Origin of the sequence: Halopseudomonas sp., from assembly GCF_047631575.1 — a bacterium.
GTDB lineage: Bacteria > Pseudomonadota > Gammaproteobacteria > Pseudomonadales > Pseudomonadaceae > Halopseudomonas.
Genome location: NZ_JBLIAB010000007.1, coordinates 26,117 through 44,254, shown reverse-complemented (window position 1 = coordinate 44,254; position 18,138 = coordinate 26,117). Strand labels below are relative to the sequence as shown.

The 18,138-nt window shown below is 55.9% G+C and carries 18 protein-coding genes; 7 read left to right on the top strand and 11 right to left on the bottom strand.

Annotated elements, in window-relative coordinates; translation table 11 throughout:
• Nucleotides 1-204: 204 nt before the first annotated feature.
• Nucleotides 205-1,146 carry a LysR family transcriptional regulator gene (locus ACJAXR_RS12715; protein WP_415058648.1) on the bottom strand — a complete coding sequence of 314 codons (942 nt, stop codon included), beginning with the start codon at nt 1,144-1,146 and terminating at the stop codon, nt 205-207.
• A 113-nt stretch (nt 1,147-1,259) separates the two neighbouring features.
• Between ACJAXR_RS12715 and ACJAXR_RS12710 the strand changes: the two genes are divergently transcribed.
• Complete coding sequence (locus ACJAXR_RS12710; protein ID WP_415058647.1) at nt 1,260-2,432, top strand: alkane 1-monooxygenase; 1,173 nt, start codon at nt 1,260-1,262, stop codon at nt 2,430-2,432.
• Between the two features lie 136 nt (nt 2,433-2,568).
• Here the strand turns inward: ACJAXR_RS12710 and ACJAXR_RS12705 are convergent, their stop codons facing one another.
• Both ACJAXR_RS12705 and ACJAXR_RS12700 read right to left on the bottom strand, forming a co-directional pair.
• Nucleotides 2,569-2,991, bottom strand: coding sequence for an alpha/beta fold hydrolase (locus ACJAXR_RS12705; RefSeq protein ID WP_415058646.1), 423 nt, complete (start codon nt 2,989-2,991; stop codon nt 2,569-2,571).
• A 150-nt stretch (nt 2,992-3,141) separates the two neighbouring features.
• Entirely contained in the window at nt 3,142-3,318 is a 177-nt protein-coding gene (locus tag ACJAXR_RS12700) for a DUF6435 family protein (RefSeq protein WP_415058645.1), read from the bottom strand.
• 150 nt (nt 3,319-3,468) lie between these two features.
• Between ACJAXR_RS12700 and ACJAXR_RS12695 the strand changes: the two genes are divergently transcribed.
• Together ACJAXR_RS12695 and ACJAXR_RS12690 are read left to right on the top strand one after the other, a co-directional pair.
• Nucleotides 3,469-3,825, top strand: coding sequence for a hypothetical protein (locus ACJAXR_RS12695; protein WP_415058644.1), 357 nt, complete (start codon nt 3,469-3,471; stop codon nt 3,823-3,825).
• A gap of 138 nt (nt 3,826-3,963) precedes the next feature.
• Nucleotides 3,964-4,374 (top strand): PaaI family thioesterase, encoded by a 411-nt coding sequence (locus tag ACJAXR_RS12690; RefSeq protein ID WP_415058643.1) that lies wholly within the window; start codon nt 3,964-3,966, stop codon nt 4,372-4,374.
• Between the two features lie 19 nt (nt 4,375-4,393).
• On the opposite strand, the gene ACJAXR_RS12685 is transcribed toward ACJAXR_RS12690, so the two are convergent.
• Entirely contained in the window at nt 4,394-5,377 is a 984-nt protein-coding gene (locus ACJAXR_RS12685) for a sterol desaturase family protein (RefSeq protein ID WP_415058642.1), read from the bottom strand.
• A 117-nt stretch (nt 5,378-5,494) separates the two neighbouring features.
• Here ACJAXR_RS12685 and ACJAXR_RS12680 point away from each other — a divergent pair, with 117 nt between their 5' ends.
• Complete coding sequence (locus ACJAXR_RS12680) at nt 5,495-6,505, top strand: AraC family transcriptional regulator ligand-binding domain-containing protein (RefSeq protein ID WP_415058641.1); 1,011 nt, start codon at nt 5,495-5,497, stop codon at nt 6,503-6,505.
• A gap of 289 nt (nt 6,506-6,794) precedes the next feature.
• Nucleotides 6,795-7,289, top strand: a complete 495-nt coding sequence (locus ACJAXR_RS12675; protein ID WP_415058640.1) for an MHYT domain-containing protein — start codon at nt 6,795-6,797, stop codon at nt 7,287-7,289.
• Nucleotides 7,290-7,679: 390 nt separating this feature from the next.
• Here the strand turns inward: ACJAXR_RS12675 and ACJAXR_RS12670 are convergent, their stop codons facing one another.
• From ACJAXR_RS12670 to ACJAXR_RS12660, 3 genes are all read right to left on the bottom strand, one after another.
• The gene (locus tag ACJAXR_RS12670; protein WP_415058639.1) at nt 7,680-8,372 is read right to left on the bottom strand and encodes a pseudouridine synthase; all 693 of its coding nucleotides are present in this window, start codon (nt 8,370-8,372) and stop codon (nt 7,680-7,682) included.
• Nucleotides 8,373-8,437: 65 nt separating this feature from the next.
• A complete protein-coding gene (locus ACJAXR_RS12665; protein WP_415058638.1) occupies nt 8,438-9,022 on the bottom strand; it encodes a hypothetical protein in 585 nt (194 codons plus the stop codon).
• Between the two features lie 152 nt (nt 9,023-9,174).
• Entirely contained in the window at nt 9,175-11,055 is a 1,881-nt protein-coding gene (locus tag ACJAXR_RS12660; protein ID WP_415058637.1) for an acetyl-CoA hydrolase/transferase C-terminal domain-containing protein, read from the bottom strand.
• A gap of 164 nt (nt 11,056-11,219) precedes the next feature.
• Here ACJAXR_RS12660 and ACJAXR_RS12655 point away from each other — a divergent pair, with 164 nt between their 5' ends.
• Together ACJAXR_RS12655 and ACJAXR_RS12650 are read left to right on the top strand one after the other, a co-directional pair.
• On the top strand, nt 11,220-12,641 hold the full coding sequence (locus ACJAXR_RS12655) for an MFS transporter (protein WP_415058636.1): 1,422 nt from the start codon (nt 11,220-11,222) through the stop codon (nt 12,639-12,641).
• Between the two features lie 13 nt (nt 12,642-12,654).
• Nucleotides 12,655-13,065, top strand: coding sequence for a DUF2784 domain-containing protein (locus ACJAXR_RS12650; protein WP_415058635.1), 411 nt, complete (start codon nt 12,655-12,657; stop codon nt 13,063-13,065).
• 8 nt (nt 13,066-13,073) lie between these two features.
• On the opposite strand, the gene ACJAXR_RS12645 is transcribed toward ACJAXR_RS12650, so the two are convergent.
• The 4 genes from ACJAXR_RS12645 to panB all read right to left on the bottom strand — a co-directional run bounded on the left by ACJAXR_RS12645 (nt 13,074) and on the right by panB (nt 18,117).
• A complete protein-coding gene (locus ACJAXR_RS12645) occupies nt 13,074-14,255 on the bottom strand; it encodes an acetyl-CoA C-acetyltransferase (RefSeq protein WP_415058634.1) in 1,182 nt (393 codons plus the stop codon).
• 72 nt (nt 14,256-14,327) lie between these two features.
• On the bottom strand, nt 14,328-16,268 hold the full coding sequence (acs, locus tag ACJAXR_RS12640; protein WP_415058633.1) for an acetate--CoA ligase: 1,941 nt from the start codon (nt 16,266-16,268) through the stop codon (nt 14,328-14,330).
• Nucleotides 16,269-16,465: 197 nt separating this feature from the next.
• Nucleotides 16,466-17,317 carry a pantoate--beta-alanine ligase gene (gene panC / locus ACJAXR_RS12635; RefSeq protein WP_415058632.1) on the bottom strand — a complete coding sequence of 284 codons (852 nt, stop codon included), beginning with the start codon at nt 17,315-17,317 and terminating at the stop codon, nt 16,466-16,468.
• A gap of 5 nt (nt 17,318-17,322) precedes the next feature.
• The gene (gene panB, locus ACJAXR_RS12630) at nt 17,323-18,117 is read right to left on the bottom strand and encodes a 3-methyl-2-oxobutanoate hydroxymethyltransferase (RefSeq protein WP_415058631.1); all 795 of its coding nucleotides are present in this window, start codon (nt 18,115-18,117) and stop codon (nt 17,323-17,325) included.
• Nucleotides 18,118-18,138 lie beyond the last annotated feature (21 nt).

Genomic DNA, 18,138 nt, shown 5'->3' with positions numbered 1-18,138 from the left:
ATTGGAAACCTCTTTACCAAGTCCGCACGTAAGCCAGCGTGCATTCTTTACCCACGCGGCGATCGGCAGCAAAATGGTCAGCCCCTGGCTGACCCGAGGGCTGGCATGCAGTTCGAGTGATTCGCTGAAAACAGCACTTTCTGGACAGGCACTAGTTAAGTTGGGAGTACCCCCATAAGGGGTATAAGCTTAGGCAGTACGGGGTTACTCACTTGGGGAAGTGCCGAGCCGCGCATTCAGGCTTTCTATCTCTCGCAGTACTTCATCAATGAAACCTTGCGTCGCCCCGGCGATAGGCCGGTCCGAGCGCGTGGCAATAATGCCCGGGGAGGCTATATGGGACAGATCGGCGATATCGAGCATCGCAAAGTCGGTCGGCGACAGGTCCGCGGGAAAGGTGTTGACCAGACTCGCGGTGACGGCGTCAGTCTCGCGCACGATGCGTCTGATGACTGTCAGGTCTTCCGATCGCAAAAACAGATCGTGAAGCTCTTCGCTTGAGCGGTTGGTGCTGTATTGTTGCCCCAGCCAATCCAGGTACCAACTCGGTAGTTTGGGCACCAGCAGCGGGTACGGCAGAACATCCTTAACGTACAACGTGGGTAGCAAGGTCAATGGGTGATCGTGGCGACAAATGATCACTGGTGAGGATAGGGCAAAGGTCTGGGTGCGAATACTCGCATCAAGATTCTCAAACGGTGAGCCCACGTACACGTCGACGTTGTGTGCTAGCAGATCTTCCTGAAGCTCATCCCAACTGTGCGTGCGCAAGCGGAAACGCAATTTGGGGTATTTGCGCAATAGCCGGACGAGAGAGGGGGCGACGATATCATCAGCCATCCAGGGATCGGAGCCAATGACGACCTGGCCACTTTCGAGATTGCTCAGCAACTCAACTTCTCTTCTGGCCTGGTCGATTCTGGTCAGCGTCTCCCGCGCAGTGCGTGCCAGGATCTCCCCAAACTCCGTTGCGCTGACGCCGCTGTGACCTCGCTCAAACAGGGGCACGCCGTAATCTTCCTCAAGACGGCGGATACTCACGGACAAAGCGGATTGCGTCAGGCCCACAGATTCAGCGGCACGCCGATAGTTGCGATGCTCACACAGGGCGAGTACGTGGCGGAGCTGGCGGATAGACTCGGTCATGACAAAAACTCATTGAATATGCGAATATTATGAATTTGACAAAAAAATCGTCTCCGTGCCAACTTAAAGTTCAAGAAAGTCGATAAATATGTCGATCTTAGAGGAACACTAACATGTCTTTTCACGCTAAGTCCGCCGATGGTAACCCAATAACCTACACTGATCGTCGCCGCTGGCTGTGGTCTCTTTCCTTATTCTGGCCACTGATGCCAGTGATTTCCTGCTGGATAGCTGCAAGTTCCGGCCAAGTGGCTTGGTTCTGGGGGACGTTGATAGTCTGGTATGGCCTGGTTCCGATTCTCGATCATTTGCTACCCACCGATTCAAGTAATCCGCCAGAAGAAGTTGTACCGCAACTCGAAAAAGATGCCTACTATCGGGTGTTGACCTACCTGACGGTACCTATTCACTACTTCACACTGATTTACACCGCCTATGTAATAGGCACACAAAACCTGCCGTGGCATGCCTTGCTCGGGCTGGCTCTCTCTGTCGGTGTGGTCAATGGCCTGGCAATTAATACCGGGCACGAGCTCGGCCACAAGAAAACAACACTGGAACGCTGGCTAGCAAAGATAGTGCTGGCAGTGGTCGGCTATGGCCACTTTCTGATCGAACACAACCGCGGCCATCACGTTGATGTGGCTACCCCCATTGACCCTGCGAGCGCCAAGATGGGCCAGTCCATTTATGCTTTCGCAAGCTGGGAAATTCCCAACGCTGTGCGTCGGGCCTGGGCGTCCGAGAAAGCACGCCTGGCAAAAAGCGGGCGGGGGCCCTGGACGCTCGATAATGAGGTGCTGCAACCCGCACTGATAACGTCCATTTTATATGTAGGCCTGATAGTGGCCTTCGGCTGGATTATGTTGCCCTTCCTGTTCCTGCAGGCGCTTTGGGGTTGGTTTGGTATTTTGACCAGCGCCAATTACGTCGAGCACTATGGGTTGCTAAGGCAAAAGCTAGAAAACGGCCGCTATGAACGATGCCAGCCACACCACTCGTGGAACTCGAACCGCATCATGTCCAACCTGATTTTATTCAATCTCCAGCGACATTCCGATCACCACGCGAATGCTGCGCGCCGCTACCAGAGCCTGCGTAACTTTGACAACCTGCCGGAATTGCCAAGCGGCTACCCTCTGATGTTCGGTATTGCGCTGATTCCGCCCCTGTGGTTTGCCATAATGGACAAGCGCGTTGTGGCCTGGGCGGATGGGGATTTCTCCAAGCTGAATGTGCTGCCTTCTGAGAAGGAGCGTTTGGCTCGACGTTATGCTCATCGGTGAAGTCCCGCGCCCCCTGTTCCGCATCGTCCCAGAACAGGGTCACCCGCCAGCTACCCCAGGGTTCTCGCAGCAAATGGTGCTCCGCAGCCGTCACCATAGTATGACTCGTTGGGGTAGGGTGAGTTGCAGGCATCGATCATCGCTTGGGACAGCTCGGTGGTAGTCCCCCCTTGATGAGGCCGCCAACATGGAACTGCGGCGTTTGTTTGGAGAACTGCCGCCGTTTGAAGAAACCCTCGCCCGGATCGTGGTCGCCAGTGGGAAGCATGGTGTAGTCGGTGCGCGCCGCCGGCTTGTCCGATTGGCCGAAGCCGGGCAGGTCAGGGGCAATTACGCGGTGTCCTGCTGCAGTGAGTATTGGGATCATCTTGCGATACAGGTAACACCAGGATGGCTCCCCGTGGAGCAGCAGTATCGGGTCGGCATTCTTTGGACCTTCGTCCAGATAATGTACCCGCAGTTCGCTACCCTCGGTGTCATCCACCATCAGATAATGCGGTGCAAAGTTGTATCCAGACAGATTGCCGAAGTAGGTGTCGGGAGTTCTCGGCGTTTTCAAGGGCCGACCTTTGGGGTTGTCGTCGGTTATGTGGCAGCACCGATCAAAGCATAATCCATTGATGAACCCTGTGCGCGTGCAATCAGATATTCAAGTAATGAATGCTGACCCCGGATGAGACTCCCCTGTAGGTTAACGTCTAGATACTTACTAGTGCTGGGCCTTTTCGAGAGGCTCAAGCTCACGCCATAGGGCATCGGCCTCCTGGGTGAGAGTCGAGTAGGTGCGAATGTCTCCATTACGCTGGGCATTCATTGCCGCTTCCAGCTTGGCATTGTAATCCTTGCGTAGCTTTTTGACCGGGTCGGTCTTGAATAGGCCAAACATGGTATTAACCTCCTTTCTAGGGTGGCTGAAAAGCCCGATCTGGCTTGTTCATCTATCATTAGCTTAAGGGAAGAGCAGGCTTCGGGGGAGCGGCATGTGTTACAAATTACCTGTGCGCTTGCAGAGCACCCGAAGCTTGGAGGCGCGCTCATGTATAGGCGGAGCGTTATTGCCGTTTGGTTGCTTTCAATTGCCGCTTGCGGCGAAGCCGGTTCGACGCTTGAAATGGCCATCGACATTTACCTGGATGCAGGCTCTACCCAGTGTGAAAAGGATGGGGCAAGTCTTGAACAGATGAAGGATCAGTTGGTCGCAGTCGGTGTTGCTTTTGCCAACGCCAGCTGTGGGGTCGATGGCAAAGTGTATACGGCCATGTGTGGATCTCCGGACGGTAATATCGGCATATTCAAAGTCAGCCCTGACGAGTTGCCTGCCGTGCGCGCACTTGGTTTTGAGGCGCTGGCCAACATACCCGATGCGCGCAGGGTGTCTTGCTCGGATCGGTAGCTGGTTCGCGATATTGTGCGGCGTGCGCTATAGCAGCCAGGCTGGCGGCCTGATCAGCCAGCGCGGGTGCTCGTGCTGGCTCGATAGGGCGACTCTGTGCATGCTGTCGTTTTTCAGCATTTGATCATGGAGTGATATATGGACAAGCCTACCGTCGAAGAACTGAACGCTTTTTTTTGCCGTGAGTTTACTCAAGTGAAGGTGTCGGTGGAGGCTTTGGGTGAGGGTACCGCTCGAGTACGTCACAGTATCGGGATTCACGAGCTTCGGCCCGGCGGCACGGTATCCGGCCCGGTCATGATGACCACCGCAGATGTCGCCCTGTATGCGGCGATTCTGGGTAGTATCGGCATAGTCCCGCTGGCGGTCACGACTAATCTGAATATCAATTTCCTGCGCAAGCCCGCGGCTGGACGCGATATTATCGGGGAGTGCACGCTACTGAAAGTAGGCAAGACCCTGGCGATTGGCGATGTCTTTATTTATTCCGAAGGTTCGTCCGATCCGGTGGCGCACGCAACCGGTACCTATGCGATTCCCCGCCGTTAGCGCTCTATCCGCATAGACGTCAATCCAGATGCGAACGCCCGTGTGGATGCGATTGCTCTGATTGGATTTCAGCTTCTTTGTTGGCGCTGTCGCGTTCCCACTCCGGTGGGCGCCACAGGTGTTGAAGCCTTTGCAGCAGAGGTCCGCTGCACGCCATGTCGCGGAACAAGTCTCGATATTCATGCAGCCAGCTGATCAGCAAGCTGTCTCCATCCACAGGCCGGGTGATTCCATACTCTATGGGTTGGTCGGCTCTTTCTTGGGTGAAGGTGCCGAACAGTCGATCGAAGATAATGAACACTCCTCCGTAATTGGTATCGATATAAGCAGTGTTGCGCCCATGATGGACCCGGTGATGGTTGGGAGTATTGAATAGAAATTCGATACCTGGATGCAATCGGCCAACTAGTGTGGTGTGAATGAAGAACTGATATACCAGCGATAACGCGTAGCATACACCGATCCAGACCGGGTTGAACCCGAGCAACGCCAGGGGTACGTAGAACAGCCAGCCACCGTTGAAGATGTTGGTGGCATTTTGGCGCATCGCGGTTGAAAAGTTCATGCGTTCGGAGGAGTGATGCGTAACATGGGCGGCCCACAACCAGCGCACGCGATGTGATGAGCGATGCATCCAGTAGAAGCAGAAATCGGTCAACAACCAGAGTAATAACCCGGTCAAAGGCGTCAGAGGAATGTCCCAGAGCCGATAATGATAAGCCAGTGCATAGATGGGGAAGGCGATCAAACCGGCGAACAGCAGCTCGGTAGTCTGATAGCCCGCGCCGAGCATGAAATTGCGCACCGATTCCTTGCCATCCACCAGGCGGGGGTCATGGCGGATCTTGTAGAACTCCCAGACAAATACGCCGATGAAGACCGGTGTTGCCAGCATGAAAATCAACTGACGCTCATCCATGGCTAGCCAGTCCGGCAAGACGCTGATCAGACTCGCTAGACCACTATCGACATACACGCTGTTAAAAGCGGAAGCCCAGTTCATGGGGTTATCCATATAAAGGTGAGACTCAACCTGTAGCTTGCTACGGCTGGGGCTGTAAAAATTGACTATTTATGCCATTATTTTGACTTAATGCGCCAAACAGGATGTAAGTTAATCATGACGCCGTTGCGCGTAACCGGGGCCTGGGTCCAGCTGTTGGCGGACTGGCTGGATCATCAGGGGCTGCCCGCGCCAAGGGTGCGTGCACTACTTTGCAGTCGCCGGCCGGTAGATGCGGTGCCTCTAACGCTGTGGACAGAGTTACTCGAACAGGCACTGCAAATGCGGCCCGAACTAACCGCACAGGCATTGGCTGTAGGTGCGATGGTGGCGCCGCGTCATCTAGGGGTGCTTGGCTATCTGATTTTGGCTAGCGCTACTCTGGGAGAGGCCATGCAGGCCTATCGCCGCTATGAGCGCCTGTTCTATGGTACGAATCTGGCCACGGTAGAGATAGACGGCTCGCATGTTCGCTTGTGCTGGCCGGCTTCAGCCTCCACAGGCAGACTCGCTGATACGGTTGCCATAGCAGCGTTGGTAGCCTTTCAGCGCCGCTTGCTAGGTAACCTCTTTGTCCTTGAGTCTGTCAGCTTTGCTTTTGCCCCACCTGGTCACCCGTTGGAAGGGCAGGCTTACGAAGCGTTTTTTGCCTGTAAGGTCCACTTTTCAGCGCCTGAAACGGCCGTTGTTTTGCCCCTAGAAAGTCTTGATAGCCGACTGCCCGGCAGCGACCCTTATCTGCGCGCTTTGCTGGACAGTCAGGCTCAGGTTCTGCTGCGCGAAGCACCGGATACGGGTGAGATAGACCGCGCTGTACAACAGGCACTGATTCACTGTCTGCCAGAGGGGCGTGTAACTTTGGCGCGTATTGCCATTCAGTTGCATCTGTCGGTTCGCAGCCTGCAACGGCGTCTTGCCGAACGGAAGATTTGCTGGCGCCAGTTGCTCGACCAGACCCGTGAACAGTTGGCCTGCGAGTACTTGGCCGATGCCTCCCTGAGTGCCACAGACATAGCCTTTTTGCTTGGATTTTCGGAGCAAAGTGCTTTCAACAGAGCCTTTCGACGCTGGACCGGCAGCAGCCCCGAATGTTACCGGCGGCGACTTGCTTCTGTACCGGAAATGTAGAGAGTTGTTAGAGCGGGGCAATATTTCTGGGGGCGGTGAATTTACCTTGAATGTACAAGATTTTATCTTGGCTCTTAATTAAAGTTCTTTTTATTCAGAAGATTGAGGATTTACGTTCACTCAGTACCAGCGTTGTTTGCGTGCGGATGGACGTTTAAAAAGTTAGATTATTGACGTCAAAAAGCTAGATAAAAGGTAGGCATAATAATAAATATGTATAGGTTTTTGGTGAAAAATCCTGAATTTGGAGGGGCGCTTACAAAGTCCCATTTTCCCAGTAACTTTTTCCATGAACGGTCATTACGACCCAGGTCTTGTTTCGCTGTCTTACCTGGTCGCCATTCTGGCGTCAGCTATCGCTCTGTCCATTATCAGTAGTTTGGTTATGGGTGGCGGCATTTCGACAATGCACTATGCCGGCATGGCGGCGATCAATTTGACCCAGACGCCACGTTATGACCCGCTTCTGCTGGTATTGTCGATCGTTATTGCCATAGCTGCATCGGCGGCGGCCATGGTTATCTGTCGCGCATTAAAAGGCGCAACCGGGCGCAATACGGCGAAAATGCAAGGCGGCGCCTCGCTGCTTTTGGGCGCAGCGATTTGCGGCATGCACAACACCGGATTGATGGTGGTGCGCTTTCCGGCAGGTGTCATGCCACATCCGGGCAGTCAGTTGTCTGGTGGCTGGCTCGGCCTGCCTCTGGCCCTGACTATTAGCGTTATTATCGCCCTGGCGGTCATGTCCGCGATAGCGGATATGCGTCTGCGTAAATTGGAGTAGTCACGGGTCATTGAGTAGGAAGAGAAACTAAAATAGACTTTATACTGCCACCGGACTACCGAACCCCGCAGCTCTTGATAAGCAGGTATTTGACCTGATTATTCGCTGTGAGGGCGGTAAGTCGTCATTTGGATTGGTACTTCTATCCATTGCCAACTTCCGTTCGATTGAAAAGCAGCTGTCCGCCAGCAGTGCACTGATCAAGCTCCTGCAGCAACTTCCGCAGACGTTTTCGGACAATGTAGTAGATTTGTTGTGGGGCGCAGGTTCCAGTCGCTTCCCGGCGGATGCTAGCTCAAGTCGCATGTTGATTAAAATATCCATGCAAACCAAGGATATGAGCAGTTATGTCCAGACTTGCATGAGCCCTGCTACAGGCATTTTCAAAACTCAAACCGAGGCCACTTCAGCCTGAGTCAGCAATCGATATTCACCTGGCCGTAGAGCAGGATCCAGTAAGATGGACCCCATACTCACCCGGTGTAGTGCCGTCACACGATTGCCTACAGCGTGAAACATACGCTTTATCTGATGATAACGTCCTTCATAAATGGTCACTAGGGCTTCGCAGCAGCCTAGCCCTTCCAGCTGGGCGGGTGAGGTTGTCAGCCCCTCGAAAGCGAAATGGATCCCCTCCGCAAAACGCGCCGGGGCATCATCGCGAATCGGCTCGGCGGTCGTTACATGATAGACCTTGGGAGTCTTGATCTGTGGATCGGTCACACGTCGAGACCATAGTCCGTCGTTGGTCAGCAACAAGAGCCCCGAGCTATTGCGGTCAAGACGACCGCCGATATGTACTTGCGCCCGAAGCTCAGAATCCAGCAAATCCAGTACAGTTGGGTGGGTGTCATCAGATGTGGCGCTCAGATACCCCGTCGGCTTGTGCAACATCAGATAGACTGATGCATAGCCGCTGCGGAGGGGCTGCTCATCGATGCTCACTGTCGCGAAGCGATCCACCGTTGCCTGGGTGTCACGCACTGTTTGCCCATTAACCTGGACACGGCCGCATGCGATCAGCTGGCGGGCTGACCGATGGCTATATTGGGGGTAATTGCTGATAAGGCGATCGAGTCTCATGCAGGCATTATACTGCCGCCCACGCACTCTGGCGCGTCATCGCAAGTTACTGTTGAACCCCGCGCTCAGGGCTGATTCTCTGGCAGCAACTTGACAGCTTTGCGTGGATCAAAATCGACCCATTCGCCATTGGTGAGTTCGCCTTGAGCTTCCTCAAGTCCAGCGGCCTGGTGTTTGTGCAGTACGCGGATAGCGTCGCTGCGATTGTCGGCAGTCACCTTTACTGCCACATGCACGCCGGCATGGCGTTCGGTCAGCTGTTGCTCTTTCGGCGGGGTCTCTTCGACTATTTCGTCGACTTCGGAGTCCTTGTCGGTCTCCTTCATTGCGCCCACCAGAGAACCGGTGTAGGCGCCAATTCCCGCGCCCACTACCGCGCCAATTGGACCGACTACCGGGATTGCCGCAATGCCTGCGGCTACACCTGCGGCGGCACCAATACCACCACCGACCAGTGCGCCATGCCCTGAGTCCTTCGACCCCGGCGAGGCTGATTCGTCTCCGCCGATCGGATAAATAGCATGCTGGCCGTGCGGATTGACATAAAACTGGGAAATGTGATCTTCGCTAAAGCCGGCATCCTGCAGCGAAGCGCATACCTTCTCGGCTTGCTCTTGCGTATCGAATCGTCCTGCGATGATCGTACTCATAGATCCTCCTCGTGGTTGCCTGAATGCGTTTGCGACGCGAATCGAAAGATCAACGGCGCCTATAGTCTGCATTAACTCTATTAAAGATAGACGATAAAACGCTTGAAGCGGTTTGTAACTGTTGCCGGACATATCTGGACTGCTCTGACAATTCAGGCCCTGTCGGTATCCAGCTTGCTCAGCAGTAAGGCGCGATAGAGTCTTTCGGTAATTCCCTTGGGCTCATCGAGTTGCATACGTTTGAGGCATGCGAGAGCTTGCGGCCCCGGCTCTCGCTTCAGACCCGCTATCACTAGAGGAATTAGCTCGCGGACGTTACCCGCTAGGGGGGATAAATTGGATAGCGCCACCGCTAGGTGCTCTTCTTCCGCGGTTAAACCGCTACCCAGTGGGAAGCTGGGAAGGTGTCCTTCTTCTATTGCCGGCTGCAATGCGCGCTGAATACGTGCGGGTGTGTTGTCGCGATGGACTGCCGGGATGGCGTAGTCCGAGGGAAGCTTTCCAGTTTCTTTCGCCCGTTGCATGAGCGTCTGCTGAAAGGCGGAGTCGGTGATATTCAACAGGGCGCCAATGACCTCGGCGTCAGTTTTGCCCCGCAGGTCTGCTGCGCCGTATTCGGTCACCACTATGTCACGCAGGTGTCGCGGTATGGTGGTATGCGGGTAATCCCAGACGATGTTTGATTGGCGTTTGCCTTTGCGTGTGCGCGTGCTGGGCAAGGTGATAATGGACCGGCCACCCTCGAGCGCAAAAGCCTGTGCGACGAAGTTGTACTGGCCGCCCACCCCGCTGACCACGTTGTAATCAGCTAACCCGTCTGACACCACTGCGCCGCCTAGCGTCACCATCATCGCGCTGTTGACGAAGCGCGCAGCGCAGCGTGCCGATCGTTTGCCCTGTTCATCTCCATACAGCTCGTTGGTGTAAGAGACGGGCATCATGGCAATCTTGCCGCGCAAGTCCTCAGACATCTCTGTCAAGCGCTGGAAGAACCCTGGGCTGCCGACGAAAAACCCGGCATGCACTACCGCACCCGCTACTTCGCGCTTCATAATGCCGCTGGTCACCATTTCAAGAAAACCCTCCACGAGCATTTCTGTCACACCATACAGGCCCTCAGTAAACGGCTGGCGGTGGGCGCTGGCATGCTTGGGACGCTGCGGATTGAGCCGATCCAGTAGCTCGCCATATAACGGGCTCTGCTGGTGGCGCAGCAGAAGACTGTGGGCGATGGCGTCTCCAATCGAGCCGATGCCTATCTGGAGGCTGCCGCCGTCTTCTATCAGGTTAGCGACTTCCAGGCCAATGGCATGGTCGATTATCGAAGCTGGCTTGTTCGGGGGCATGAACAGATCGAACTCATAGGCTGGGGCCTTGAGGATCATATCGAAATCGCTTGCGGGCCGGTCGGCAGACCCGCCCATGAACGGCAGTGCCGAATTCACCTGGCCCACGCTGAGTAACGATAAACGACCACTGCGCCGCCTATCCAGCAGGTCAGCGCTGATATCCGGATTGCAGCTTAGACTGAAACGCGTACCTGTTTGCGCATCGTCCGCTCCCGGTAGCGGCGCTACCAGTTGCAGTATCAGGTTGACCCCGGCGTCAATCAGCTCGTCCAGCGCATGCGTATAGTTGATCGAGGCATAATGTTGCTGGGCCAGTGGTACACCTAGCCACTGGCCCGACTGCAAGAAGAAATCCTTGAATTTGATATTGTCTGGCAACTCGCCGGAACGCACTGCCTGGGCGTACTCCAGTGCGGGATAGGCATCGAACAGCCGGGCAGAAATCGGCTCCAGAAGGCGCTTCTCCAGCTCACTGCTGGGCCGGGGTCGTTCCAGGGTGAGTGCTGTGAGGATGCTCAGAGAAATACTCGGATCTGCGCAAGCTCGCTGGTACAGGGCGTTTACCAGATGGTTGGCCTTGCCCAGGCCCAGGGGCAGACCGAGCACGATCTTGTTACCCAACCGCTCCAGGATGGCATCGACAAGGGCCTCGGATTTATTGAAATAGAGGGGGGCGCGCAACATGGAAACTCCCACAACGAATGAAGTTTTCAGTATAGCGATCGCTGCGTGACTTTCGAGCACAGGCTACAATCGGCATGAACTGCCCGAAGGGAGGGGTATATCGGTACTGGTGCACGGATTAGACAGTATCCAGCTAAATCACAACACAAATAAGAAGAAAAGACATGCACGGCACACCATCATTACCGGTCAGAACCAAGCTCGCCTACGGCATAGGTCAGGTGGCGGAAACGATCAAGAGCACCGGCTTTGATATATTTCTGTTTTTTTACTTCACTCAGGTTCTGGGTTTGACTGGCACGCTGGCCGGGCTTGCAGTGATGGTTGCGCTGATTTTCGACGCGGTCACCGACCCACTGGCCGGTTATGTTTCGGACCATTGGCGCTCGCGGCATGGGCGCCGGCATCCCTTTATGGTGGTAGCGGCTGTTCCACTGGGTTTCGCCTGGTTTGGCCTGTTCATGCCACCGCAATCCTTGTCGCAGATAGGCCTGTTTTTCTGGTTGGCCGGCTTTGCCATTCTGGTGCGCGGTATAATGACCCTGTATTACGTACCGTACCTAGCCCTCGGCGCCGAGCTGACCAAGGATTACCAGGAACGCACCTCGGTTGCCGCCTGGCGCGGCGTTTGTGGTGTCTTGGCTGCAGCACTGGTAGTACTCGTGGGTTTGTCGGTGTTTTTTCCTGATAGCGCTGAATTCAAGAACGGTTTGCTCAACCCGGCGGGTTACCCGAAGGTGGCCCTGGCTGGCGCCATTCTCATGAGTCTGGCGATCCTGATCTCTGCCTGGGGCACGCGAGATCGTATTGCCTTGCTGCCTAAGGCTTCAAACAGTCTAGTGCGTGCCCCTGTGCGCGAAGATATAGCCGCTGCCTGGGGTAATGTATCGTTTCGCGCGCTGTTTGTCGGGACAATGCTAGTGGCAGTCTCGATCGGCATCGTGCAAACATTGAACATGCACCTCAATGTGTATTTTTGGCAGCTATCAAGCTCGGCCATTGCTTTCCTGGCGATCGGTTTGCTGGTTGGCTGGCCGGTTGGCATTATGCTGGCGGCACCGTTACATAGGCGTTTTGACAAGAAGCGGACCATTATCGTTGCCGCGCTGATTGGGCCGCTGGCGGGTAACGTCGCTGTGGTAGCACGATTGCTGGGAGTCTTTCCGGAGCAGAGCAGCCCGTTATTTGTGCCCTTGATCTTCAGCGTGTTGTTTGTCGCGGGTGTCGCCGCGGGGCTGGCGGTGATTTCTGGAGCATCGATGATGGCGGACGTCACCCAAGAGCACCACTTCCGCACGGGCCGCAGCCAGGAAGGCTTCCTGTTCAGCGCCACTGCCTTTACTGGCAAAATGGCAGCAGCGGTTGGCTATCTGGTGGCAGGCGTTGGCCTGGATCTGATTGGCTTTCCAGTGCAGGCCGATCCCAGTCAAGTTACTCTAGCGGAAGTGACCCGGCTGGCGTGGCTTAATCTGTCGGCCTGCCTGTTCGGTTTTGCCTCGGCGTGCGCGTATTTTTTCTACGGTATTGACCGTGCCCGACAAGAGCATACGGCTCGCGAATTGGCCGCGCGTGAGGCGCTGCTCTGATAGGAGTGGTTATTTGACTGGCATAGTGTCTTTTCAAGCGGTGGCCAACATCGTACTGGCGGCTCACGTGGGGCTGGTTGTCTTTGTTGTGCTGGGATTGCTGTTAATCATTGCCGGCAATCTGCTTGGTTGGCGCTGGGTAAACAATCTGTGGTTTCGCCTGGCTCACCTTGGGACAATCCTGGTCGTCGTCGGCGAAGCCTGGTTCGGTATCGTCTGCCCGCTCACCACACTGGAAATGTGGCTGCGGCGCCAGGGCGGCGATGATACCTATACAGAAAGCTTTATCGAGTATTGGCTGCAGTCAGTGCTGTATTTCGATTTGCCGTCTTGGGTATTTTTACTCAGCTATAGTCTTTTCGCGGCTCTGGTGCTGGCGTGCTGCTGGGTATTTCCACCCCGCTTTCGGCGCAGCCAGCACTAGAGGCTGCTTCAGGCTCTTTCTAGCGCCAGTGCGACGCCTTGTCCGCCGCCGATGCACAACGTTGCCAGCCCCTTCTTTGCGTCGCGGCGCAGCATTTCGTGCAGCAGCGTGACCAGTACCCGGCATCCGGATGCGCCGATCGGGTGGCCTAAAGCGATGGCGCCACCATTGACGTTGACCTTGTTGGCGTCCCACTTGAGCTCGCGGCCTACAGCCAGTGCCTGTGCGGCAAAGGCCTCGTTAGCCTCGATCAGATCCAGATCGGCTATATGCCAACCGGTTTTCTGCAGGCAACGCTGGGTGGCGGAAACCGGTCCTATACCCATGATGGCGGGATCGACGCCGGCATTCGCGTAGGCAGCGATTCTGGCCAGTACGGGTAAACCTAGCTGTTCGGCTTTGGCAGCACTCATCAGCATGACAGCGGCAGCGCCGTCATTGAGGCCCGACGCATTTCCTGCGGTGACACTGCCATCCTTCTGGAACGCCGGACGCAGTTTGCTCAGCGATTGGGCTGTTGTGCCGGCACGGGGCTGCTCGTCACGGGTGACGAGCAGCGGATCGCCCTTGCGTTGGGGTACGCTGACGGGTGTGATCTCGATGTCGAAATGGCCCGCGTCTTGGGCAGCGACGGCTTTCTGCTGTGAGGCTGCAGCAAACGCGTCCTGTTCTTCACGGCTGATCTGGTACTTGTTGACCAGATTTTCGGCAGTGATGCCCATATGATAATCGTTGAATGCATCCCACAGGCCGTCATGAATCATGCTGTCGATCAGCTTGCCATGTCCCATGCGCAAGCCATTGCGAGAGCTGGGCATGAGGTGAGGCGACAGGCTCATGGACTCCTGACCACCGGCGATAATGACGTCGGCATCGCCGCAGCGGATTGCCTGGGCGCCCAGATGCAGTGCTTTGAGGCCTGAGCCACAGACCTTGTTCAGATTGAATGCGGGTACGCTGAAGGGCAGGCCACCTTGGATGGCTGCCTGTCGTGCAGGATTCTGGCCGCAGCCAGCAGTGAGCACTTGGCCAAGAATGACCTCGTCAACAATCGCGGGATCTATTGCGGTTTTTTCCAGTAACGCACGGATGACCGTGGCACCCAGCTCATGGGCGGGTATACCGGCAAATTGACCGGCAAAACTGCCGATAGCGGTACGGGTGGCGGCGACAATCACGACGTCTTGCATGGCTATTCCTCTATGCGAATGCTTGAATGGGCACAAGCATAGAGGGGTGATCAGGTCAGGACAAGAAGTGTCTCATCCGCGATTCAGTCGGTTTTCGATCAGTTCTTCGACCACCGCTGGATCTGCCAGCGTGGAAATATCGCCCAGGGTGTCGAGCTCATCGCAGGCGATCTTGCGCAAAATACGGCGCATGATCTTGCCTGAGCGGGTTTTCGGTAAGCCGGGTGTCCACTGAATAAAATCCGGCTTGGCGAACGATCCCACCTGCTCGGTAACGAATGCTTTGAGCTCTTTGATCAGATTCTCGCTAGGCGTCACACCGCGCATGGGCATAACGTAAGCGTAGATGCACTGCCCCTTGATGTCGTGCGGACACCCGACCACTGCAGCCTCGGCGACGGAGTCATGCAGCACCAAGGCGCTCTCGACCTCGGCTGTACCGATACGGTGGCCGGAGACGTTAAGTACGTCATCGACGCGCCCGGTAATCCAGTAGTAGCCGTCTTCATCGCGTCGTGCACCGTCTCCGGTGAAGTACACGCCCTTGTAGGTGCTGAAGTAGGTGTCGACCAAGCGTTGATGATCGCCGTAGACAGTACGGATCTGGCTAGGCCAGGACCGTTTGATCACCAGATTGCCGCTGGCTACCCCTTCCAGCTCGTTGCCTTCGGGGTCGAACAGCGCTGGCTCGACACCAAAGAATGGCCGTGTCGCCGAGCCGGGTTTGAGATCGGTGGCGCCAGGCAGGGGGGTGATCATGATGGAACCGGTTTCAGTCTGCCACCAGGTATCGACTATCGGGCAGCGCATTTCGCCGACAACATGGTAATACCATTCCCAGGCCTCGGGGTTGATCGGCTCACCAACACTACCAAGCAAGCGCAAGCTTGCACGTGAGGTGCTGGTGACCAATTCGTTGCCTTGGGCCATCAGTGCGCGGATCGCAGTGGGGGCGGTGTAAAAGATGTTGACCTTGTGCTTGTCGACGATCTGCCAGCAGCGTGCTGCATCGGGGTAGGTCGGCACGCCCTCGAACATCAGCGTGGTGGCGCCGTTACACAGAGGACCATAGACAATATAGGAGTGTCCGGTGATCCAGCCGACATCTGCCGTACACCAATAGATTTCACCTTCGTGATAATCGAACACGTAATGATGGGTCATTGCTGAGCCCAACAGATAACCGCCTGTGGTATGCAGTACGCCCTTTGGCTTGCCGGTAGAACCCGAGGTGTAGAGGATGAACAGAGGGTCTTCACTGTCCATCGACTCGGCTGTGCAGTCGGCACTGACCGCAGCGCAGGCCTCGTGGTAAAAAATATCACGATGTTCGTGCCAGTCGATATCGCCTCCGGTACGTTTGACGGTAACGACCGTGTGTACGCCAGGGCAGTCTTGCAAGGCCCTGTCCACATTCTGCTTCAGCGGAACATGCTTGCCTCCGCGCACGCCTTGGTCTGCGGTAATAACCGCTTGGCAATCTGAATCGTTAATACGATCGCGAAGCGCATCCGATGAGAACCCGCCAAACACAACAGAATGAACGGCGCCGATGCGCGCGCAGGCCAGCATGGCGTAGGCAGCTTCAGGGATCATCGGCATGTACAGACAGACCCGTTCGCCTTTCTTGACGCCACGTGCGCGCAACACATTAGCCAATCGGCAGACATGTTCATGCAATTGGCGGTAGGTGATATTCAGCGATTCTGATGGATCGTCACCCTCCCAGATAATGGCAGTCTGGTCAGCGCGGGTAGCCAAGTGGCGATCGATACAGTTGGTGCTTACATTGAGTTTGCCGTCAATGAACCAGGCAGCTTCGCCGCTGATCATGTTGCTATCTTGCACGCGACTCCAGGGCTTTTCCCAGGTCAGAAAACGCTTAGCCTGCTCCGCCCAGAACAGGTCTGGCTGCTCGAGCGACTGCTTGTACATGCGATTATAAGTGGCTTCATCGACATGCGTATCTGCGCGAGCGGCGTCGGATACCTTGTGGTTTTCGATTTTGTACATGACTCGGGTCCTCTTGTTTTTGTCTGCGGTGCGGCCGAAAGCGTTCTTGCTTCAAGCGTCGGCCATTACCGGAGGCAATTCAACCCTTCTTTGGTCTGATAGAGCGGGGTAAGAGGAGTGTCGATGGCAGCGATGCGTAGGTGGCCAGCGCGGATAGGTGCGCCGGCCACACCGGATGTGCTGAGGAAAGGAGCGAGTCAGTGCAAGTCGAAAAGCAGGTTGTCGATGAGTCGTGTGTTACCCAGGTAAGCGGCTGCCAGGATGACCATGTCACGGGTGTCGGCATCGACAGGGTTCAGTGTGAGTGCATCGCGCAGATCGAGATAGTCGGCACGCAGGCCTGAATCTGCCAGACGCTGACGGGCCGCTTCGATCAAAACAGGGTAGTCCCGCTCACCGTCCTTAACCGATTTGGCAACCTGTTGCAGTATTTCGAATAGCACTGGAGCCGTCCGACGTTGCTCTGCACTGAGGTAACCATTGCGGGAAGAGAGGGCGAGGCCGTCTTCCGCGCGCACAGTTGGCTCTCCCATGACGAGAACCGGCAGGCACAGGTCGTGGGCCATCTTGCGAATAACTGCCAGCTGCTGGTAGTCCTTCTGGCCAAATACGGCCAGATCAGGCTGTACGATATTAAGTAGCTTACAGACCACGGTGGCTACACCTTCAAAATGTCCCGGCCGACTGGCTCCGCACAGACCTTCGGAGACAACGGGCACGCTGATCCGAGTATGGCCGCCCATTCCCTCTGGGTATATTTCCTTGACGTTGGGAGCGAACACTAGGTCACCACCGGCATCCAGCACCTTGCGCTGGTCTTCTTCCAGCGTCCGTGGATAGCTCTCTAGATCTTCGCCAGCACCAAACTGCAGCGGATTGACAAAGATGCTGACCACAACGAAATCAGTACGTTGTCGCGCCTTGTTGACCAGCGTTACATGGCCTGCATGCAGGTTGCCCATGGTCGGCACCAGGCCAATACGCTTGCCATCCTGTCGGGCACGCGCGAGAGCTGCGCGCAGCTGAGCAATAGTGTGCAGGGTATTCATTGGGATTAAAACTCGTGTTCAGCGGCAGGAAATTCGGTTTTTTTCACTGCTTCGACATAGGCGCGCAAGGCGGCAGGCACGTCCTGCTGATCGAGCATGAAGTTTTTCACAAAGCGTGGCTGGCGGTGACCGCGGGTCAGCCCCAGCATGTCATGTACCACCAACACTTGTCCGTCGGTGCCGCTGCCAGCACCGATACCTATGACTGGCACGGCCACTGCCTTGGTTATCGCATTGGCCAGAGAGCTGGGTACGCATTCGAGCAACAACATGCTCGCGCCAGCTGCTTCCAGAGCCTTGGCATCCGCGAGAATCGCCTGCGCCTGTTCGTCTGCGCGACCCTGTACCTTGTAGCCACCGAGCAGATTCACTGCTTGCGGGGTCAGTCCCATGTGCGCGCACACAGGGACACCATTCTGGACTAGCGCCTGAATTATCGGCGCCAGCCATCCTGCGCCCTCGAGCTTGACCATGTGAGCACCAGCCTGCATCAACTGTGCACTGCTGGCCAGTGCCTGATTTACGTTGGGGTAGGACATGAACGGCAGGTCAGCCATGATGAATGCGCTGGTGTTGCCACGTTTCACGGCGCGGGTATGGTAAACCATGTCGGCAACGGTCACCGGCAAGGTACTGTCATTGCCTTGCAATACCATTCCTAGCGAATCGCCCACCAGAATCACCTCAACCCCGGCCTCATTGACCAGCTTGGTAAAGGTAGCGTCGTAGGACGTCAAACAGGTGATTTTTTCACCATTCTGCTTGAGCTTGCTCAGCGTTGTCAGGGTTACGTCAGGCATGGCGAGATTCCATTGGTTCGG

Coding starts and splice junctions, on each gene's coding strand:
- ACJAXR_RS12715 (WP_415058648.1), bottom strand. CDS start 1,146: ATGACCGAGTCTATCCGCCAGCTCCGCCACGTACTCGCCCTGTGTGAG.
- ACJAXR_RS12710 (WP_415058647.1), top strand. CDS start 1,260: ATGTCTTTTCACGCTAAGTCCGCCGATGGTAACCCAATAACCTACACT.
- ACJAXR_RS12700 (WP_415058645.1), bottom strand. CDS start 3,318: ATGTTTGGCCTATTCAAGACCGACCCGGTCAAAAAGCTACGCAAGGAT.
- ACJAXR_RS12695 (WP_415058644.1), top strand. CDS start 3,469: ATGTATAGGCGGAGCGTTATTGCCGTTTGGTTGCTTTCAATTGCCGCT.
- ACJAXR_RS12690 (WP_415058643.1), top strand. CDS start 3,964: ATGGACAAGCCTACCGTCGAAGAACTGAACGCTTTTTTTTGCCGTGAG.
- ACJAXR_RS12685 (WP_415058642.1), bottom strand. CDS start 5,377: ATGAACTGGGCTTCCGCTTTTAACAGCGTGTATGTCGATAGTGGTCTA.
- ACJAXR_RS12680 (WP_415058641.1), top strand. CDS start 5,495: ATGACGCCGTTGCGCGTAACCGGGGCCTGGGTCCAGCTGTTGGCGGAC.
- ACJAXR_RS12675 (WP_415058640.1), top strand. CDS start 6,795: ATGAACGGTCATTACGACCCAGGTCTTGTTTCGCTGTCTTACCTGGTC.
- ACJAXR_RS12670 (WP_415058639.1), bottom strand. CDS start 8,372: ATGAGACTCGATCGCCTTATCAGCAATTACCCCCAATATAGCCATCGG.
- ACJAXR_RS12665 (WP_415058638.1), bottom strand. CDS start 9,022: ATGAGTACGATCATCGCAGGACGATTCGATACGCAAGAGCAAGCCGAG.
- ACJAXR_RS12660 (WP_415058637.1), bottom strand. CDS start 11,055: ATGTTGCGCGCCCCCCTCTATTTCAATAAATCCGAGGCCCTTGTCGAT.
- ACJAXR_RS12655 (WP_415058636.1), top strand. CDS start 11,220: ATGCACGGCACACCATCATTACCGGTCAGAACCAAGCTCGCCTACGGC.
- ACJAXR_RS12645 (WP_415058634.1), bottom strand. CDS start 14,255: ATGCAAGACGTCGTGATTGTCGCCGCCACCCGTACCGCTATCGGCAGT.
- acs (WP_415058633.1), bottom strand. CDS start 16,268: ATGTACAAAATCGAAAACCACAAGGTATCCGACGCCGCTCGCGCAGAT.
- panC (WP_415058632.1), bottom strand. CDS start 17,317: ATGAATACCCTGCACACTATTGCTCAGCTGCGCGCAGCTCTCGCGCGT.
- panB (WP_415058631.1), bottom strand. CDS start 18,117: ATGCCTGACGTAACCCTGACAACGCTGAGCAAGCTCAAGCAGAATGGT.